The organism is Paenibacillus sp. Y916 (assembly GCF_056786435.1).
The window spans coordinates 522,284-541,068 of record NZ_JBXCJA010000002.1 but is presented as its reverse complement, the minus strand read 5'-3'; the positions used below and the strand labels follow the sequence as shown (position 1 = coordinate 541,068).

General features: G+C 39.9%; 24 protein-coding genes. 22 read left to right on the top strand and 2 right to left on the bottom strand.

Features of this window, described 5'->3' with window-relative positions; translation table 11 throughout:
* The first annotated feature begins 57 nt into the window (after positions 1-57).
* The 20 genes from AC1TO9_RS06750 (at position 58) to AC1TO9_RS06655 (ending at position 16,269) form a co-directional block, all read left to right on the top strand.
* Positions 58-573, top strand: coding sequence for an NUDIX domain-containing protein (locus AC1TO9_RS06750; protein ID WP_482054083.1), 516 nt, complete (start codon positions 58-60; stop codon positions 571-573).
* 326 nt (positions 574-899) lie between these two features.
* Positions 900-1,349, top strand: coding sequence for a GNAT family N-acetyltransferase (locus AC1TO9_RS06745; RefSeq protein WP_482054082.1), 450 nt, complete (start codon positions 900-902; stop codon positions 1,347-1,349).
* Between the two features lie 44 nt (positions 1,350-1,393).
* On the top strand, positions 1,394-2,056 hold the full coding sequence (locus AC1TO9_RS06740) for an HAD family hydrolase (protein ID WP_482054081.1): 663 nt from the start codon (positions 1,394-1,396) through the stop codon (positions 2,054-2,056).
* Position 2,057: 1 nt separating this feature from the next.
* Positions 2,058-2,510 (top strand): GNAT family N-acetyltransferase, encoded by a 453-nt coding sequence (locus tag AC1TO9_RS06735; protein WP_482054080.1) that lies wholly within the window; start codon positions 2,058-2,060, stop codon positions 2,508-2,510.
* A 220-nt stretch (positions 2,511-2,730) separates the two neighbouring features.
* On the top strand, positions 2,731-3,315 hold the full coding sequence (locus AC1TO9_RS06730; protein WP_482058689.1) for an RNA polymerase sigma factor: 585 nt from the start codon (positions 2,731-2,733) through the stop codon (positions 3,313-3,315).
* Positions 3,284-4,417: a DUF4179 domain-containing protein gene (locus AC1TO9_RS06725; protein WP_482058688.1), complete on the top strand. Its 1,134-nt coding sequence runs from the start codon at positions 3,284-3,286 to the stop codon at positions 4,415-4,417. The genes AC1TO9_RS06730 and AC1TO9_RS06725 overlap by 32 nt, the downstream gene beginning before the upstream one ends.
* Before the next feature lie 232 nt (positions 4,418-4,649).
* The gene (locus tag AC1TO9_RS06720) at positions 4,650-4,853 is read left to right on the top strand and encodes a hypothetical protein (protein WP_482054078.1); all 204 of its coding nucleotides are present in this window, start codon (positions 4,650-4,652) and stop codon (positions 4,851-4,853) included.
* Between the two features lie 266 nt (positions 4,854-5,119).
* Complete coding sequence (locus tag AC1TO9_RS06715) at positions 5,120-6,067, top strand: metal ABC transporter solute-binding protein, Zn/Mn family (RefSeq protein ID WP_482054077.1); 948 nt, start codon at positions 5,120-5,122, stop codon at positions 6,065-6,067.
* Positions 6,068-6,069: 2 nt separating this feature from the next.
* Positions 6,070-6,804, top strand: coding sequence for a metal ABC transporter ATP-binding protein (locus tag AC1TO9_RS06710; RefSeq protein ID WP_482054076.1), 735 nt, complete (start codon positions 6,070-6,072; stop codon positions 6,802-6,804).
* A complete protein-coding gene (locus AC1TO9_RS06705; RefSeq protein ID WP_482058687.1) occupies positions 6,801-7,712 on the top strand; it encodes a metal ABC transporter permease in 912 nt (303 codons plus the stop codon). Before AC1TO9_RS06710 ends, AC1TO9_RS06705 begins: the two co-directional genes overlap by 4 nt.
* 1 nt (position 7,713) lies before the next feature.
* The gene (locus tag AC1TO9_RS06700; RefSeq protein ID WP_482054074.1) at positions 7,714-8,583 is read left to right on the top strand and encodes a metal ABC transporter permease; all 870 of its coding nucleotides are present in this window, start codon (positions 7,714-7,716) and stop codon (positions 8,581-8,583) included.
* Between the two features lie 290 nt (positions 8,584-8,873).
* Positions 8,874-9,386 (top strand): hypothetical protein, encoded by a 513-nt coding sequence (locus AC1TO9_RS06695; protein ID WP_482058686.1) that lies wholly within the window; start codon positions 8,874-8,876, stop codon positions 9,384-9,386.
* 271 nt (positions 9,387-9,657) lie between these two features.
* Positions 9,658-12,009, top strand: coding sequence for a glycogen/starch/alpha-glucan phosphorylase (locus tag AC1TO9_RS06690; protein WP_482058685.1), 2,352 nt, complete (start codon positions 9,658-9,660; stop codon positions 12,007-12,009).
* Positions 12,010-12,172: 163 nt separating this feature from the next.
* Positions 12,173-12,997 (top strand): CPBP family intramembrane glutamic endopeptidase, encoded by an 825-nt coding sequence (locus AC1TO9_RS06685; RefSeq protein WP_482058684.1) that lies wholly within the window; start codon positions 12,173-12,175, stop codon positions 12,995-12,997.
* Positions 12,998-13,055: 58 nt separating this feature from the next.
* Positions 13,056-13,496 (top strand): hypothetical protein, encoded by a 441-nt coding sequence (locus AC1TO9_RS06680; RefSeq protein ID WP_482058683.1) that lies wholly within the window; start codon positions 13,056-13,058, stop codon positions 13,494-13,496.
* A gap of 49 nt (positions 13,497-13,545) precedes the next feature.
* A complete protein-coding gene (gene rpiA, locus AC1TO9_RS06675) occupies positions 13,546-14,217 on the top strand; it encodes a ribose-5-phosphate isomerase RpiA (RefSeq protein WP_482054069.1) in 672 nt (223 codons plus the stop codon).
* An 11-nt stretch (positions 14,218-14,228) separates the two neighbouring features.
* The gene (locus tag AC1TO9_RS06670) at positions 14,229-14,669 is read left to right on the top strand and encodes a VanZ family protein (RefSeq protein ID WP_482058682.1); all 441 of its coding nucleotides are present in this window, start codon (positions 14,229-14,231) and stop codon (positions 14,667-14,669) included.
* 72 nt (positions 14,670-14,741) lie between these two features.
* A complete protein-coding gene (gene pdaA / locus AC1TO9_RS06665; protein ID WP_482054067.1) occupies positions 14,742-15,530 on the top strand; it encodes a delta-lactam-biosynthetic de-N-acetylase in 789 nt (262 codons plus the stop codon).
* A 73-nt stretch (positions 15,531-15,603) separates the two neighbouring features.
* Entirely contained in the window at positions 15,604-16,050 is a 447-nt protein-coding gene (locus AC1TO9_RS06660; protein WP_482058833.1) for a MarR family winged helix-turn-helix transcriptional regulator, read from the top strand.
* 21 nt (positions 16,051-16,071) lie between these two features.
* Complete coding sequence (locus tag AC1TO9_RS06655; protein ID WP_458631200.1) at positions 16,072-16,269, top strand: YwbE family protein; 198 nt, start codon at positions 16,072-16,074, stop codon at positions 16,267-16,269.
* Positions 16,270-16,383: 114 nt separating this feature from the next.
* Here AC1TO9_RS06655 and AC1TO9_RS06650 read toward each other — a convergent pair whose 3' ends face one another.
* Positions 16,384-16,686 carry a hypothetical protein gene (locus tag AC1TO9_RS06650; RefSeq protein WP_482054066.1) on the bottom strand — a complete coding sequence of 101 codons (303 nt, stop codon included), beginning with the start codon at positions 16,684-16,686 and terminating at the stop codon, positions 16,384-16,386.
* Between the two features lie 146 nt (positions 16,687-16,832).
* On the opposite strand from AC1TO9_RS06650, the gene AC1TO9_RS06645 reads away from it, so the two are divergent.
* Together AC1TO9_RS06645 and AC1TO9_RS06640 are read left to right on the top strand one after the other, a co-directional pair.
* A complete protein-coding gene (locus AC1TO9_RS06645) occupies positions 16,833-17,828 on the top strand; it encodes an N-acetylglucosamine kinase (RefSeq protein WP_482058681.1) in 996 nt (331 codons plus the stop codon).
* A gap of 71 nt (positions 17,829-17,899) precedes the next feature.
* A complete protein-coding gene (locus tag AC1TO9_RS06640) occupies positions 17,900-18,325 on the top strand; it encodes a GNAT family N-acetyltransferase (RefSeq protein ID WP_482058680.1) in 426 nt (141 codons plus the stop codon).
* 50 nt (positions 18,326-18,375) lie between these two features.
* Here the strand turns inward: AC1TO9_RS06640 and AC1TO9_RS06635 are convergent, their stop codons facing one another.
* Positions 18,376-18,762 (bottom strand): hypothetical protein, encoded by a 387-nt coding sequence (locus tag AC1TO9_RS06635; protein ID WP_482058679.1) that lies wholly within the window; start codon positions 18,760-18,762, stop codon positions 18,376-18,378.
* Between the last annotated feature and the right edge of the window lie 23 nt (positions 18,763-18,785).

Here is an 18,785-nt window from a genome sequence, read left to right as displayed (position 1 = left end):
GGGATAAGTTTTTTTGAAGCGGCGATTGGAACATTACGAAAAGGAGGAGAACATAGAATGAAATTAATCCGAGAGATAGACGATACTGTTATTACTCGAGAAGAGATGAACTTGCAGGACATTACATTTAATGTGAGAAAATCATCGAGGGCGATTGTCTCAAATTCATCTAAGCAAATTGCTATCATTTATGTATCAAAGGATAAGTATCACAAGCTTCCAGGTGGTGGAATTGAGAAAGGCGAGGATTACATGAGCGCCTTGAATCGGGAATTGATGGAAGAGGCAGGTGTAGAAGTTACTGTGCTCGGTGAAATAGGTATGATTATTGAGTATAGGAAGGATCATCGACTTCTCCAAATATCGAATTGTTATGCCGCTGAAATGATAGGTGAATTAGTAGAACCTTCTTTAACGAAAGATGAGAGAAGTAAAGGGTTTGTGTTGAAATGGGTGGATTTGGCGGAGGCGATTTCTCTTTTGGAGAATGACCATCCTAGAAATTATGCAGGAAAATTTATTAAAGAGAGAGATCTGACATTTTTGAAGGAAGCTGCGACATTAAATGAATAAAGATGTTTCTTGTTTAAATGACACAAAAAGGCTGTTTTCCTGTCCGATCTGACAGAGAAATAGCCTTTTTAGAACGTGAAATATTGGGCTAGATTAAACGGTATCCACTTGGTAAGATGTCAGTATTACGAATATTTCGGATTTGGGCTAAAGTTAATCTTTGATTACTTGAAATTAACGATTCTAAATCATTCCCAGCGATTAAATCATCTAAATCTCGGATGATGCGGTTTCGACGAAAGTTCTCTTCAGATTAAATGATGAGACGGGGAAAAGTCTGAGATATACTTACTTGTTTGGAATAAATGAAGAGGAAGTGTTAAAGTATGCATGTTATTATTCAGGCTACGATGGAAGATTTGGAAGAGGTTGTGTTACTGTTTGATCAATACCGAATTTTTTATGGACAAGATTCTGACACGAACCAAGCGCGCACCTTCATATCTGCTAAATTTGAAAATAATGAATCCGTTATTATGTTAGTTAGAGATACGATTTCCGATGAGTCCATTGGGTTTATACAGATGTATCCTTCATTCTCTTCTGTCTCGATGAGAAAAATATGGATACTTAACGACTTATTTGTTATTGAGAAATACAGACGACAAGGCGTTGCTCAATCACTTTTAGATGAAGCAGCACATTTTGCACGTAAAACGAAAGCTAAAGGTATTGAATTATCTACTGCTTCAAATAATGTAAACGCACAAAGGCTTTATGAGTTGAATGGTTATGAGAAAGATGAAGTTTATGTTCACTATGGATTGGAAATCTAGAGAATAACAGAAGGATCAAGATTCTAATTAGAAGGGGTGTTAAGATGCAATTTCAATATATACTATTCGATTTAGATGGCACGCTCACAGATCCTAAGATGGGTATTACGCAGGGTGTCCAATATGCTCTGAACAGATTTGACATTGTGGAAAATGATTTGGATAGTCTAGAACCATTCATAGGTCCGCCCTTAGCGCATTCTTTTGCTGAGTTTTATGGATTCTCGGAATTGGATTGCCAAAAGGCTATTGGATATTATAGAGAGTATTTCGCAGAACAAGGTCTGTATGAGAATGCGGTCTATGCTGGTATTCCAGAGTTGCTGCAAACATTAATCAATCAGAAGAAGACGCTAATTGTAGCAACCTCAAAACCAACGGTATACGCAGAGAAGATCATTCGACACTTCGGGATGGACTCGTTTTTTCAACAAATATATGGAAGTAATCTGGATAATACTCGGTCTGATAAAAGTGAAATCATTCGGTCGATTATTGATGAGAATGACCTTGATAAATCACGCATGATCATGATTGGAGACCGTAAATACGATATTATTGGGGCTAATCATAATGGTATTGCCTCGATTGCTGTTGAATATGGTTATGGTAATCGTGAGGAATTATTGGAGTGTGAGCCTACATATATTGTGAACACGGTCGAGAAGTTAAAGGATCTCTTCTGTCAAGAAGTGAGGAGAGATTAGCATGACGATAGTTGAAGTAACTAATCCGGATAAGTATCCGATGGAGTTATTATTATTGGCCGATCCAGAAGAGCGAGCGATACAAGCTTATATCACAAGAAGTAAGTGTTTTGTGAAGGAGGTAGATGGGGAGATTGTAGGAACTTATGTTTTACTACCGACAAGACCGCACACGATGGAAATTATGAATATAGCTGTAGAGGGATGTTCACAAGGCAAAGGGATCGGTCAACAATTAATTCATCATGCTATACAGACTTCCAAGGAATTAGGGTATACATGTATGGAGATTGGAACGGGTAACTCTAGCATCGCACAGTTATATCTATATCAGAAATGTGGTTTCAGAATCGTAAGTATCGAAAAGGATTATTTCACGCATCATTATGATGAGCCGATAATGGAGAATGGATTACAGTGTAGAGATATGGTGAGGTTGCAACAATATATATGATGGATAAGTTATGTGATTCTTTCGGTAACTTCGGTGAAATAACCAACAAGCAGGAAGAGACAATCTCATAAAGGAAATGGAAAGTCGAGAATTGGATATGGTTGATCAGCCCCGTAATAGGGGTTTTTCCATGTTTACAACATTTATATTAATAAAATAAATACAACCTGTCACAAAGAGCCATCATTTTCAGTTATATGGACAGAAAGGAGGGAATCACATGAATGAATCACCTAAATCAGATGGGAGTTTAGACATAGAAATAAAGTCGGTGGTGGAGAAGGTACAAACCGGAGACAAGCAAGCTTATGCCTTTATTATAAAAAGGTTTCAAAGACAGATATTTTTGTATTGTTATTACCTTCTCAAGAGCGAAGAAGAGGCTGAAGATGCAGCTCAGGATATATTTTTAAAAGGATTACAGCATATCAATTGCTTTTCCAATACTGTTTCATTATCAGCCTGGCTTTACAAAATTGCCCACAATCATTGTTTAGATCTACTTAAGAAAAGAAATAAAAATCATCAATATTTATTGAAGTATAAGGCTAACAAAGAGCAAGAGAAAGATCTTGAATACACGGAGCTTATTCATGATTTATTAGAATATCTAAATGTTGAAGAACGGCAAATTCTCTTGTTACGATCCCATGAAGAGTACAGTTATGACGAAATCGCTTCAATTATGGATTTGAAACCGACGACTGTTCGGAAAAAGTATGAACGGCTTCGCAAAAAACTAATGAAACAAAAGAATAAGGGAGGGGAAGTCTATGAACACTCGTTCAGAATTGGAGGATCATGAGGTCGATCATGTGCAAAAGTTAATCCGAGAAACTCCTATTAGAGTTGACTTGGTTGAAAAGACGATGAAGCGGGTTGAAAGTAGCAATCTAAGAGATACGAGAAATTATCGCACACATCGGAGAAATGGACGGCGCAGTGTATTGATCACTGTGGCATCAGTAGTGATCGTGTTTACGCTTGTTCTAGGTACTGGATTTGTTTCGCCGACTATGGCAGCATCCATAAAAAAAATTCCCGGGATGGATACGATTTTTCGATTTGCAGGTGACCTTGGCTTGAGAACAGCAGACGAGAAAGGTCTGGTTACTACACTTGATGGGAGTGTTACCCATGAGGGTTTAACATTGAAGGTACCCGTTGTAATATTCGATGGTGTTCGTATTTCCCTCGGAATCGAACGTGAGACTTCTGAAGAAAAGTTGTTAGAGGATAGTGTGCAAGGTAACATTAGCAATGTGAATTTGTTCATTAACGGTGAGTCCATCCAATCCTATGCCCCTTACGGTCACTCCCTTGGTCCCATTATGAATCCGGGTAAAAGTGATAATACAACCTTTTTACATATTTCAGATTTACGTAATCAAGGAGGGAAGGCTTTTCCAGATCAATTTGAATTAACATTAGCGCTGACCGTGTCAGGCATTTCGGAGCCGTTTAATTTCATTATTCCGGTGGAGAAGAATACAGAAGACATTGTGGTGCTAGTGCCTTCTGTATCTCGAAAATATGAGAGTATCAGTGTGACACTAGAGAAGGTTGAAATCACACCGATTACAACGAATATAACCATTCTTACTGAGTTTCCAGAAACGATGAGAAAACGCTCTTCACAACCATCTTTAGGCTATGAAATTTATGATGATAAAGGTAATGAATTGCAATTAATTAATGGTAACGGATCGTATCCAACCAGCCGTGGTAATGTTACTTTAACTGATTACCGATTTGAACCATTTGCAACGATTCCTAAATCTATTACTATAAAAACATATAAAAACATTCTGCAAAAAGAAGATAAGAGCCAATATGAGCTGGATGAAAATGGAGTGCCAAAGAGGGTGTATTTTCCTGCATTAGATATCACCTTGCCAATAAGGTGAATCACATGAATAGCCGATACGACACTCACCAAATTCCATCTATATTCCATGAAAGATCTTAAATTCCGGATGTAATTCAGTAGAATATGTATAGAGTGGCGACGTTAGGGTGACGAACAATACTTCACGCATGGAGGTAGTGAAGTTGAGGCTTGAGTAGATGCAGAAAGTACACTTAATTAGCAGGAAAAGTAGGAAAAGAGAGAATTAGTTGTACAACCTACAGTTAAAAATGGCGATAACGCTAAAAAGTAGATTTTCCAGTAATTTAGATGTACTCCATGCAACTAAAGTTAGCTTAAGAGGAATTAGGTTGAATTTAGATGTACTTATTGCACCTAATAGTGAATGGTGGTGGGGGAAGGTGATTATTGGTGATAGTCTCGCTGTTGTAGCTCATATCTGCCAACGAAACTGTGGATCATTGGCAGCGTAAACGTAACCTTCTTCACTATATTATATAAACTCTTTCACCAAGGACGCCGAAAGGCGTCTTTTTTTGATTATCAGAAAGTATTCCTGTTTTATCGGTGGTTCAATGTAGTACTAGCTGTACAAGAAAACTCTTGACAAAGTTTCAATTTAGAATTACTTTTGTATATGACAACAAGTTTTGCCTTGATGCAACATTCATAGCTAGGGTGAAGATTCCATGGGCGTAAATATAAATTACATACTTAGAAAATTGAGGAGTGAGAAAGCATGCAAAAAAGAATGAGGAAGATGAAATTGGTTTTAATGATGGGTTTAGGATTGTCACTTTTATTATCATCATGTAGTTCTACTGCTGAGAATTCAGTAGCTGATAATAAAATTAAAGTCGTGACCACGATTGGTCAGATTGCTGAACCGATATCGATTATCGGTGGAGATCGTGTATATGTGGAGAGCTTAATGGGACCAGGAGTTGACCCCCATCTGTATAATGCTACGCAAGGTGATATTCAGAAGCTTGCGAACGGAGATGTTATTTTTTACAGTGGACATCATCTTGAGGGGAAAATGGGAGAGATCTTCGAACAAATAAACAAGACTAAGCCTGTTTTAGGAATTACGGAAGGCATTCCTGAGGAAGAGTTACTTATGGATGACACAGGAGCGATCGACCCTCATATATGGTTCGATATTGATCTTTGGAAGCAGGGGCTACAAGCTGCAACGGAAGAACTGAAGAAGGTCTCTCCGGAGGATGCAGCGTATTTTGAGTCGAATAAGATGGCCTACTTCGCGCAATTAGATGAATTGAAGAAAGAAACAAAAAGTAAGTTATTACAGATTCCCGTCGAACAACGGGTACTCGTTACGGCACATGATGCGTTCGGATATTTTGGACGGATGTACGATATGAAGGTAGTGGGTCTTCAAGGGTTGAGCACAGAGGCTGAAATCGGAATATCTGACATTCAATCGACGATTGATCTGCTCATGGAGTATCAGATCCCTGCTGTCTTTGTGGAAAGTAGCATTAATAAAAGTTCTATTACAGCGGTAATCGAAGGCGCTTCAAGCGCTGGGATCAAGGTGGAATTAGGCGGTGAGTTGTTCTCGGATGCTATGGGTGCAGAGGGAACAGAGGAGGGAACTTATATCGGGATGTATGGACATAATGTAGATGTTATCTATCAAGCTCTAACAGGAAAAGGTGAGTGACTATGAACGTATTAAATGTAAATGATCTAACGGCTTCATATCGGAAAAATAAAGTGTTGAATGATGTGTCATTTAATGTGCAATCTGGCTCATTGACGAGTATTGTAGGTCCCAATGGTGCAGGGAAATCTACATTGTTGAAAGTGATGTTAGAATTGCATCCTAGACTTACTGGAGATGTTGCTTTCTTCGGTTCGACGTTGAACAAGATGAAAACGAGAGTGGGATATGTGCCACAGCGTGGATCTGTCGATTGGGACTTTCCAACGGATGCTCTTGATGTTGTGTTAATGGGGTTGTACGGAAGAGTTGGCTGGCTGAAGTGGCCGAAGCGTGAGCATCGGGAAAAGGCGATGGAGTCGCTTGAGAAAATGGGGATGGCTGATTATGCTGGGCGTCAAATTAGTCAGCTCTCTGGTGGACAGCAACAACGTGTATTCTTGGCTCGGGCCCTTGTGCAGGAAGCCGATCTATACTTCATGGATGAGCCATTGGCTGGGGTAGATGCAGCTACGGAACAGGCGATCATGACGATTCTTAATGAGTTGAAAATGAAGGGGAAAACAGTGATGGTCGTACATCATGACTTGCAAACAGTCGAGGATTATTTCGATCATGTGCTGTTGTTAAACCGTACTGTTATAGCTCATGGCACAACAAGGGAGGTTTTTACAAAGGACAATGTTTATCAAACTTATGGAGGAACACTCCGTTGGATGATGGAGGCAGCAACATGAATATTATACTTTCTCATAATGCACAATGGGTTATTTTTAGTACATTAATTCTGGGTATGGCATCGGGCATGATGGGTTGTCTCGCCTATTGGAAACGTCAAAGTCTGATGAGCGATGCCTTATCCCATGCCGCTCTTCCAGGCGTTGTTATCGGCTTTGCGCTGGTCGGTGTGAAGAGTTTACCGGTGATGATGGCAGGTGCGGCGATCAGTGCGATAATTGCAGCTTTCCTCATTCAATGGATCCGTTCCTCAACCCGAATTAAAGAGGATACAGCGATGGGTATCATTCTGTCTGTATTCTTCGGACTTGGGATTATGCTTCTTACGATGGTAAACCGAATGCCAGGAGGGAATCAAAGTGGGTTAGATAGTTTTATTTTTGGGCAAGCGGCCTCTATGGTTCGGAAAGATGTGTACACGATGCTCTTGCTGGCAGTACTGGTCATATTGGTCTTATTTATCGGATACAAGGAATGGAAGATATTTCTATTCGATCCTGATTTCGCAAGAGGGCTCGGACTTTCAGGTCGACTGATGAACGCTATTTACTTAACGGTGCTAGTGCTTGTCATTATTACAGGAATTCAGGTTGTTGGCGTTATTCTCATGTCAGCACTACTTATTATACCAGCAGTCAGCGCAAGATACTGGACACAATCCTTCAAATGGATGCTGATCTTATCTGCTCTATTTGGGGGTGGCGCTGGAATGGCTGGAACGATCATTAGTACGCTGGGTAAGGGATGGCCTACGGGACCATTTATTATTGTGACTTCCTCTACATTATTTGTTATCTCACTTGTGTTTGGTGCCCAGAAGGGGCTATTGATTCAAGCGTTGCAACTTCGCACACAGAGAAAAGCGCATGTCTCTTCACAATTTAAACTTAAGCAAGGAGGGGAATAATATGTCGTATGCCGCATGGATTCTACTCACGGCATCCCTCGTTGGATTATCTTGTGGATTGATGGGTGTCTTTCTTATCCTTCGAAGAATGGCTATGATGGCAGATGCGATCAGTCATTCGGTGTTAATTGGTATTGTCAGTGCTTATTTGATTACACGTGAACTGAGCGGTTGGCACATGATGGTAGGCGGGATTATTGCTGGGCTTCTTACAGCGGTGCTAGTTCAATGGTTTAATGCACGTGGAGTGCAGCAAGATGCCTCGATTGGTGTTGTATTTACTACGTTATTTGCCATTGGGGTCATTATGATTGCAACTCAGGTAGGGAATGCACATCTTGATGTGAAGCATGCACTCATGGGAGAAATTACATTCGTTCCTTGGAATGTTGTATCATTGCCTTGGTTTGGTAACATACCTGAGGCTACCTTAATCCTTGTTATCGTATTAATTATCGTACTTTTTGCGATTCTCGCCTTCTATAAGGAATGGAAGATCACGTCCTTTGATCCGATGCTTGCAGCAAGTATTGGTATTCCAGTAGCATTGATGCATTATCTGTTTATGACACTAGTATCCGTTACAACTGTCGCTGCTTTTGATGCTGTGGGAGCCATTATGGTTGTGGCGATGCTGATTACCCCCGCAGCAGCTGCCTATTTATGGACAGATCGATTGTCGATCATGTTAGTTCTGAGTGGAGCATTTGGTGTTCTATCTGCGATTGGTGGATATTATATAGCGGTATTCCTTGATACTTCGATCTCAGGTTCAATGGCTTTTGCAACAGGTCTAGTATTTATGATTAGTTTCTTATGTTCTCCAAAGCATGGGGTACTTGCTCAGTATTTTCGAACGGCTGAAACATGACTGATTGTCTAGCCTTGTCACACGTGGGTTGATAATCCCTAATATAAATTAATGGTATATTGGAAGCACAAGCCCTCCGTTGTTACGGAGGGTTATTCTTAAGTTAAAGAAGGTACAATATTTAAATAATTATGTAACTATATTGCAACGTATTGCCATTTTGAATCGTTTATAGTTATGAAAGAGTTGTTCATGGTAATTATTAGTGTTTGAAGTTTACTCCACAGGGGAATCATATAGTATAGAATTTGAATGTTATGTAATGAATATGCAGCCAAAGGAGAATTTTCATGAGAAAAAAATCCGCCCTAATTATGATGATTATGACAGTTATCCTTTTACCCTTTATTACATCTGCCAGTGCAGTTGCTAATCAACCAATACAGGTGAAGCAGGATATAGTTACAGCTTATATCACGTTACTTGAACATAAAGAGGATCAGATGTTAATCGAGGCAGATGCTATTCAATGGTATGAAGGTGAAGATGCAAGCAAAGTATTCCTCGAACGTGAACAAGATACAGGTGATCTAGATGGTCCGCCAGATGGGTACTACATCCTAAATGACAACGAAGAACTGACAACGTATAAAGTATCAGACAACGTCGAAGTACTGATGCAAATTTATGATCGTGACGGTACCTATGAAGGAATGGATATTATCTGGAATGAGCCTATATCTCTAAATAAGTTTCAATCGGTATTCGAGAATAACGAGTTCATGGATTTAAGTCAATTCCCTTATCATTTGACGATAGAAGATGGTGTTGTAGTTCGAATTGTTCAACAATATGTTCCATAGAAGCACGATAAATACTGTACGAAGAGAAGGACCGATTCCGATGATACGTCATCGATTCGGTCCTTTTTGCACTTATCTTAAGGAATTGCTAGTCGAAAAAGAATGAAGGTATAGAAGTGTATGATCCTTCGACTTAACTTTTAGTCTTTGAACATTACATATTCATCACGAAAGAGATCAATCAAACGTATACATATAATATTCCTATAAGCGATCTCATGTAGTTACAGTAGCAGCATCTGAAAGATCACCCCCCAGGAGGGATGCCAATATGTTTAACAACAAAGAAGCGTTTAAGCAACTCTTTCAGGAGAATCTGGTCAGTAAATTGGGAAAACCGAAGATGGAAGCCCAGAAAGAAGATGTATATAAAGTTCTGAGTAGTATGATCCATGAGTATGCAAGGGGAAATTGGATAGAGACAAATCGAAATTATCAATCCCATCAGGAAAAACAGGTGTATTATTTCTCGATGGAGTTTCTCATAGGTAGGCTTCTTGGTAATAATTTGCTTAATTTAGGTGTGCTTGAGCTTGTAAGGGATGGTCTTAAGGAGTTAGGATGGGATCTTGAGGAAATTGAGGAAGAGGAGTCAGATGCAGGTTTAGGAAACGGAGGATTAGGCCGACTTGCAGCTTGTTTCTTAGACTCTTTAGCTACACTACAGTATGCGGGACATGGCTGTGGTATACGATATAAATATGGTCTATTTGAACAGAAAATTGTTGAAGGAAATCAAGTGGAATTACCAGATTATTGGCTTCAGAAAGGGAATGAATGGGAAGTACGTAGACCGGATAAAAAAGTGGAGGTACGCTTCAAGGGGAATGTAGAAATAACTGTGGAGAACGGTGAATTAGTATTTGAGACCCATAATTATGAAGCGGTCACTGCCATACCTTATGATATGCCAATCATAGGATATGGCGGGGAGCATGTTAATACTTTACGGATATGGAGCGATTGTTCCGTTGATTCTATCTCTGAATTTCTATATCCTGATGATTCGCAATATGAAGGAAAGCTACTCCGACTCAAACAACAATATTTCCTATGTTCAGCAGGTCTACAGAGTGCTCTGCGTACATTTGAAAAGCTTGGATTATCTATTGAGCATTTGCCTGAAAAGGTAGCTATCCATATTAATGATACACATCCTACACTTGTCATTCCTGAATTGATGAGGATATTAATTGATGTAAAAGGGTTGGGTTGGGCTGAAGCATGGGACTTAACTACGAGAACAGTCTCTTACACGAATCATACAACTTTAAGCGAGGCACTTGAGAAATGGCCTGTTTCTATGCTGAAGGAACTACTCCCACGTATTTACATGATTATTGAGGAGATCAATACAAGGTTCTGTGGCATGCTGATGAAGCAATACCCGGATCAACCAGAAATCGTGCCACAGATGTCGATTATTGATGGGGAGCAATTGAGAATGGCGAACCTGGCTATTGTAGGTAGTTACAGCGTGAATGGTGTGGCGGCACTTCATACTGATATTTTGATGAAACGCGAAATGAAGTTATTCTATGATCTGTATCCAAACCGTTTCAATAATAAGACGAATGGAATTACACATCGACGTTGGCTGCTGCATGCTAATCCAGCACTTTCTAATCTAATTAATGAGTCCATAGGCACACGGTGGATGGATTCTCCAGAAGAGATGGTCGGAATATTGAAATACAGCGAGGACAGTGGCTTCCAAGATCGAACTCGGGCCATTAAACAGCATAATAAATTGAAACTTGCATCTTTCATTCATGACAAACAGGGAATGGTCGTTGATCCATACTCTATCTTCGATGTTCACGTGAAGAGGCTGCATGGCTATAAGCGGCAGTTGATGAACATCTTGCACATCATGTATTTGTATAATCAATTGAAACAAAATCCGGCGATAGACAGAATCCCGCGCACGTTTATTTTTGGAGCTAAAGCCGCACCGAGCTATTGGTTGGCTAAAAGAATTATTAAACTTATTAATGTAGTAGCTAATCAAGTCAATCGAGACCGAAAAGTGAATCAGAAGTTGAAAGTCATATTCTTGGAGAACTACTCTGTATCGCTAGCAGAGAAAATTATTCCAGCTGCGGATGTCAGCGAACAGATTTCAACGGCTAGTAAGGAAGCTTCTGGTACAGGAAATATGAAATTTATGATGAACGGTGCACTGACAATTGGAACGATGGATGGGGCTAACGTGGAGATGCATGACATGGTCGGGGACGCTAATATGTTTATCTTCGGTTTACAATCCGATCAAGTACTTGAATACTATGAGCATGGTGGTTATACAGTGCAGAATGTGTATCACAGTGATGCGCGTGTACGGGAAGTAATGGATCAATTAGTGTCTCCAGGTTACTTCGGTCTAAATGGATATGAATTCGAGGACATATTTCATTCGATCATGAGTACTAATGATGAGTATTTTGTACTTAAGGATTTCGCAAGTTATATTGAAGCACACCAACAGATTGATCGTTCCTATCGTAGTCCGAAGAAGTGGCAACGGAAATCCATCATAAATATAGCTCATTCCGGGAAGTTCTCAAGTGATTGCACAATTCGTAAATATGCTTCTGAAATATGGGGGTTAGAGAGAATTTAATATAACTGGGGAACGGATATCAGCTTAAATGGCTGGAAACCGTTCCCTTTTTCAGTTTTTCCAATCATTAGTTTCCTTGACAATCGAGCTTCCTAATTTTAAGATGGGAAGACTTACCATCCTTACTTGAATAAACCTTCAACCGAAGAGAAATTAGGGGTTAATGTTGACGTCTACATATGGAAAGAATAATTCAAGTATTTCTTTCATGGCTATGTTTATTATTTTTGTTGGAACGGTAATCTTGGTTCAATTAACAACGGGTTATATCAGTTTTGGATGGATAATCATCCTATGTGGGATTAACCTGTATAAACCTGTAACTCGTCGTATTCGTGCCGTTTCTTTCTTAAGTGCTCTCTATGCCCTGGGTTACTGGATAACCGTCAGTTTGAATTCCTGTATAACTGATTATCTTATCTTTCTAGAATTTCCTAGGGAATTAATCATTGCATGTTCTCGATTGAGTCTCATTGGATGGGTTGTTCCGTTCATTCTCTTTAAGAAGATGGACAAGACTACGACAGATTATATGGCCAAGGGGAGCTTTACAGAAAGTATTCATTTTCCTTTGATATGGCATGGAGTGAAGGATCCGATTTGGAGATTTCTACTGATTGCTTCATGTATTGTTATTCTTTCATTTAGTTTCGTCATTGATGTTAGCCCGGCAAATATCAATACTCTCCTGTGGGCTAGTATCCTATTTGCGCTGATTAATTCTGTACTAGAGGAAATACTATGGCGCGGGCTCATTCTCAGTCGATTCGTTGATATGTTAGGTGAGGGCTGGGGACTCATCATCGTTAGTATTGGTTTTGGAATGTATCATTATTCAATAGGGTTCCCATGGAGTGTATGTGCTTTATTCTCTATATTCGGTATGTTATTAGGAGGAATCGCCATCCGTTCAAAAGGGCTAGTCCCCGTTATCATTCTACATTTTATAATGAATATATTGTTTGCATTAAGCGGATTAATCTTCTAATTGCCTACTCTCGTGTTAAACTGTATAGACATCATGAATGAAAAAGGGGGAGTATGGCGTGATATATATTGCATTAGTAGTTGGTATCATACTACTGGTTGTATCCGGTGTATTAGCATGGAAGAATTCACAGATCATTGCAGAGAAGAAGAATGAGGATCAAGGACCAAGCCCATCCTCATTGCAATATACAGTTCATATGACTGACAAATGGGAAGATCAGGACTCATTATCACTTATTGTTTTGTTTCAGACTTCCTATATCGTTGAAGAACGAGAATCTCAGGCCTATCTCTGCCGGGTTACTGGAAAACGTGGTGAACTGAAACTTTATGAGGCTGAGAATGTCATGCTTCATAATATTCGCCACGCCAAGCGGAAAGGAAGTTTATTGTCGGGTGTGGCTATGTTCGAATTAGCGATGAATGAGGATGAGAAGGTAGCTTTAACTCGATTAGAACAGGTGCTAACAGAGCATCCGAATGGAAATGATCAATAAGATCAACGAAATTCATGAATATGGACTATTCTTAGGAGTGTGAACTGGGATGAATATGAAGAGAATTGCCGCTGAACACGCTGTACAATATATCAAAGACGGTATGAAAGTTGGATTGGGAACGGGATCAACAGCCTATTGGGCTATTCAGAAGTTAGGAGAACGAGTGAAGGAAGGGCTATCTATCCAGACTGTCGCAACCTCTAAAGCTTCAGAGAAGCTGGCCGTTGAACTTGGGATCCCGATCATACCTTTTACAAAATTGGATGGTTTGGATGTAACGATTGATGGAGCAGATGAAATCAATACAGATCTAGACTTGATAAAAGGTGGCGGGGGTGCGCTTCTTAGAGAGAAGATTGTGGCATATCATAGCGCAAAACTTATTATTATTGCAGATGAGAGTAAAAGGGTACAAACACTAGGACAATTTCCTCTACCGATTGAGGTTATTCCTTTTGCAGTAGATTGGACACTTAAAGCTTTAGAGGCGCTTGGTTGCCGTGCTCAGTTGCGCACGGATGATGAACATTTGTTCATTACGGATAATGGAAATTACATCGCGGATTGCAGTTTTGGATCTATTGCAGCTCCTCTTAAACTACATAATGAAATACTAGGTGTTCCAGGTATCGTGGACAATGGATTATTTATCGGACAAGCTGATCTGGCGATTATTGGCCATAGGGATGGTAGTATAGAAGTATTGGAACGTAAATGAGGGTGCGTAGATTGAAAAGAAGAACTCGAAATATCATATTAACGATTCTGATTTTTTGTTATAGTGTGTGTCTCTTGTATTGGATGTTTGTTGGTTTTGGACGGGTTAGACATTCTGGTGGACCGCTTAGGTATAACATAGTACCATTTGAGACGATTTGGCTTTATATTCGGAATATCAATCATTTACCCAATCGGACATGGATCATTAATTTATTCGGAAATATGGGTGTGTTTGTACCTTTTGGACTGATACTTCCTATTATTATTACAAGACTGAGATCCTACTGGAGATTAATGCTGATCTTTGTACCTGTCGTGATGTTGCTAGAACTATCCCAAATGTTGGTACGTGTAGGAAGCTTTGATGTTGATGATGTGATCTTAAATGTTATCGGAGTATGGATAGGATACGGCATATTACGACGATTATTCAAACGTTACATATCTTAGGAGAGAACGTGGAATATTACCTCTAACTTGGTTCATGACCTTGAAATCTTGTGCAGAGGTGGAATATTTGTAATGAAACGTCCAGTTCTTCTTTTTATCGCATGCATGATATTGGCTTTCGGATATACACAGACAAGAGCAGATGCAGGTACTACGGATCAACGTCCCTATCACTTTGGATTCAAGAAAAGTAAAGACGGACAACTTCCATCCATTAATGAAGAAGGGTTCAAATCCATATTACAAAAACATGAAGCGATCTTTCTTGGGGATACGAATCAAAAAGAGATTTACTTGACCTTTGATAATGGTTATGAGAATGGCTATACAGCGAAAATTTTAGATGTTCTTAACGAAAAGAAAGTACCCTCGATCTTTTTCGTGACGGGACATTATGTGAAAAGCCAGCCGGAGTTGGTCCAAAGAATGGTCTCTGAGGGTCATCTTATAGGGAACCATTCATGGAGTCATCCCGATGTTACTCAAATTTCTAGCGCTCAATTGAAGGATGAGTTGTCCAAGGTGAAGGATGCTGTAGCGAATTTAACGAGCCAGAAGGAAATGACTCTTCTCCGTGCTCCTCGGGGTATTTTTAATGAAGCTATGTTGGAATCTAGCCGAAATGAAGGTTATACCAATGTATTCTGGTCTGCTGCATATAAAGATTGGGATATCCAAATCCAAAAAGGATCAGAATACGCCTATACTCAAGTGATGAATCAACTACATCCCGGCGCTGTCATATTACTTCATTCGGTTTCTAAAGATAATGCAGAAGCGATGGGACGGATTGTTGATGATGCTAGGAAGCAGGGCTATGTATTCAAGAGTCTCACGGATCTAGTGAAAAAGACATACTAAGATTGACAATAGCTCCACTTTATATTATCTTTAAACTAAGATAATATATTTGGAGGTAGAATTTGTGGTAGAGATTAATAAGACCAAAAGTAACAATGAGCTTTCACTCGATTTGTTTATTGTGCTAGTGCGGGCCTATAATTCAGTAATAGCTCATTCCACTCGCAGTATTCAAAGTCACGGATTGAACCCTACAGAATTTGGTGTGCTAGAATTGTTATATCATAAGGGCCCTCAACCGTTACAGAAGATAGGAGAGAAGGTCCTTATTTCAAGCGGAAACATTACCTATGTAGCGGATAAACTACAGAATAAGAACCTACTTGTGAGAATTGCATCTCCAGATGATAGACGCGTTATATTTGCAGATCTAACAGAAGAAGGAAGAGCCTTCATGGATGATGTATTTCCTCAACATAAGAACATTATAGTTAATTCTGTAGAAGGTTTAGATGAGGAAGAGAAGAAGCAAGCTATTGGACTTTTGAAGAAATTAGGACTTTCAGCAGAAAGTAAATGATAAATTGGGAAGTGAACAGAAATGAATGGTCAACTACGATCTACAATAACTGCAGGACTTGAGGTAGATATTGTACTGAAGCAAGATCAACCAACAGGTAAGTTAACTCGAGGAACCGTCAAGGATATACTGACGAATTCTCCGAAGCACCCTCACGGAATTAAAGTCCGTTTAACCAGTGGACAGGTTGGACGTGTCCAGCATATTATTCAGAAATAAGATCCGTAATGGGTGAATACTCATGAACAACCTGGAATAGATAAAGGCAGCATTGAACTTGGTAATCAAGTCTAATGCTGCCTTTGTTGTGTCACTGTCGTTACGTCTGATTCGTTACATCATCCTGAAACGTTCCAACTGTTCCCACAACTTCTCTTGGATTAATATTTCCCTCTGCTTAGGACCGAGGAGATCGAAATGAGGAAACATAGTACGATGATGAATATATTTAGGTGGCAATCCGTTAGCGATACACCATTCAGATAAACGTGTCACGTCAGCACAACCTACCTTGGTCACTGTGTTGAATTTAGGGAATCGAGGATCGATCCAGTAATGAGTAAGATAAGCAATTTCCCCTCTGTTCACGGCTGCTTTCCATTGCGATAATTCTTCACGGTTTATTCCAAAAGCCATTTTTATCATTCATCCCTATTTGGTTATTAGTATTCATTATACATGAGGAGAAGGTATATCGACCACAATCAAGATGCCAATAGGATTACATGTTCCTTCTCATGGAGTATAATTAGATTTTCTACATAATAAGGGAGCTGAATTCGTTGAATACAAAAGTCATTGTTGGAATTGACGGTGGTGGAAGCCATACACGTATTCTTGTCGTGGATCAGAGTGGACATGCCCTTTCTTATATCGAGACAGGAGGGTCTAATCCCTATCATCATCAAGATGCGGATCGTCATCTTCAAGATGGTATTCGTGAAGCTCTTGAGGTTGCCGGGCGTACAGCAGGTGATGTTGCATCTCTAACAGCGGGCTTAGCTGGTCTTGATGATGAGAAGGATTATTTGTGGGCGAATCAGCAGCTTGCGGCTACTGGTATAAAGGGAACTATAAATGCAGTAAATGATGCGTTTCCCGCACAGGTGGGAGCTTTTCTCGGAGAATCGGGGATTGTCGCGATCTGTGGTACGGGCTCTATCATCTATGGACGGAATGAGCAGGGGAAAGAACAACGTAATTATCAATTTGAACAATATGCACCTGCTGCTGCAAGGTTTCTAGGATACGATGCTGCTCACCGAATCATTGCAGGTAGATATGTTCAGGCTGATCTCTCCTTCGTGAGAGAAGTGTTGGATTTCTTTCAGTTGGATGATGTACATCAGCTGGCACAGATGGGTGCTACAGGGTTCTATGAGGACGCTAAGGTTAGGAATCGTATCTTTGGGCATCTTGCACCTCACGTGACTGTAGCTGCAGAATGTGGAGTTCCGTTAGCATGTCAAGTGTGTGATCGTGCTGCAGAATCGGTGGTCATAGGTGTTTCTCTAGTGGGATCTTCGTTCCTTTCAGCGGATATCCGAGTGTCATTGATAGGGAGTGTTCTATTAAGTACATATATGAAAAAAGCTGTATTGAAGCAACTGAGTATCACTAATACTACTGGAAGAAACTATATTTTCAGTGATGCACAGGTTGTACCCGTTGTAGGGGGAGTTATCCACGCGTTAAAAGAAGTGGGATTGGAACCTTCAACCGACGTATTCTCATCCCTACAGAGATTTGTTCATAATCACGTTGTGAAGGAAAGTTGATATTCTTCATCAAACCTATTAAAGTAACGTATGAGCTATTAACTAGAACAAATGGGCTGGAGGTATACAACATGTTGCTAAACGTTAAATCTTATATTCATAAGCAGGAAGTGGCAGAACTGCTTTCCTATGCTGTTTTTCCAGATGATAAGTCTTTGGATGCTGCCATACAGAAGTATGAGGAGACCGAGTCTTTGCAGCTTTATGGGTTTGAAGACGAGAAGTTATTGGTAGGGCTAATCGGCTATGAGATGGATGATACAAAAATTGTTACGGTTCATCATTTGGCTGTATTGCCCGAGAATCGACTAAAGGGGTATGGACGAGGGATATTCTTTGAGTTAATAAAGACTAGAAATCCATCTCAAATTATCGTGGAGACGGATGAAGAAGCAGTAGACTTTTATCGAAATATTGGATTTGTTGTGTATAGTCTAGGCGAAATTCATCCAGGTGTAGAACGCTTCCGATGTGTATATGAAGTAGAAGATGAATAATAATAATAACTTGATTGCTTGAGACAAAGAACCTGAGGGAGAAATCTCCTTCAGGTTCTTCTCATTAGGAGATATATCCCTTCCATCAATAAACCAAGAATAAACCCGCCCAACATAAACACCGCGAAAGTCAGAAAGCCAGCGAGATCCTCCCAGCCCGACATATCTCTATTAGTGTACAGGAACATAAGTACAAGACCGATTATAATCCCGATAGTGGTAATGAGCCATACAAGACGCGCGCCAAGCCATCCGAATCCATTAAGTATACCGGAGATAATGAAGGAAGACAGAGCAAAACGCAGGAGAATGATAATATCTAGTTGTTGTCCCAGAAAGGCGAAACGATGCAGGCCTAGTAGCAGCCACAAGATGAATCCGTAAGTGACCATCCAGAGGAACCAGTGTCTACTTTTTGTCGAAGGCATAAATTTCATTTGATCCTTCCTCTCCATATCGT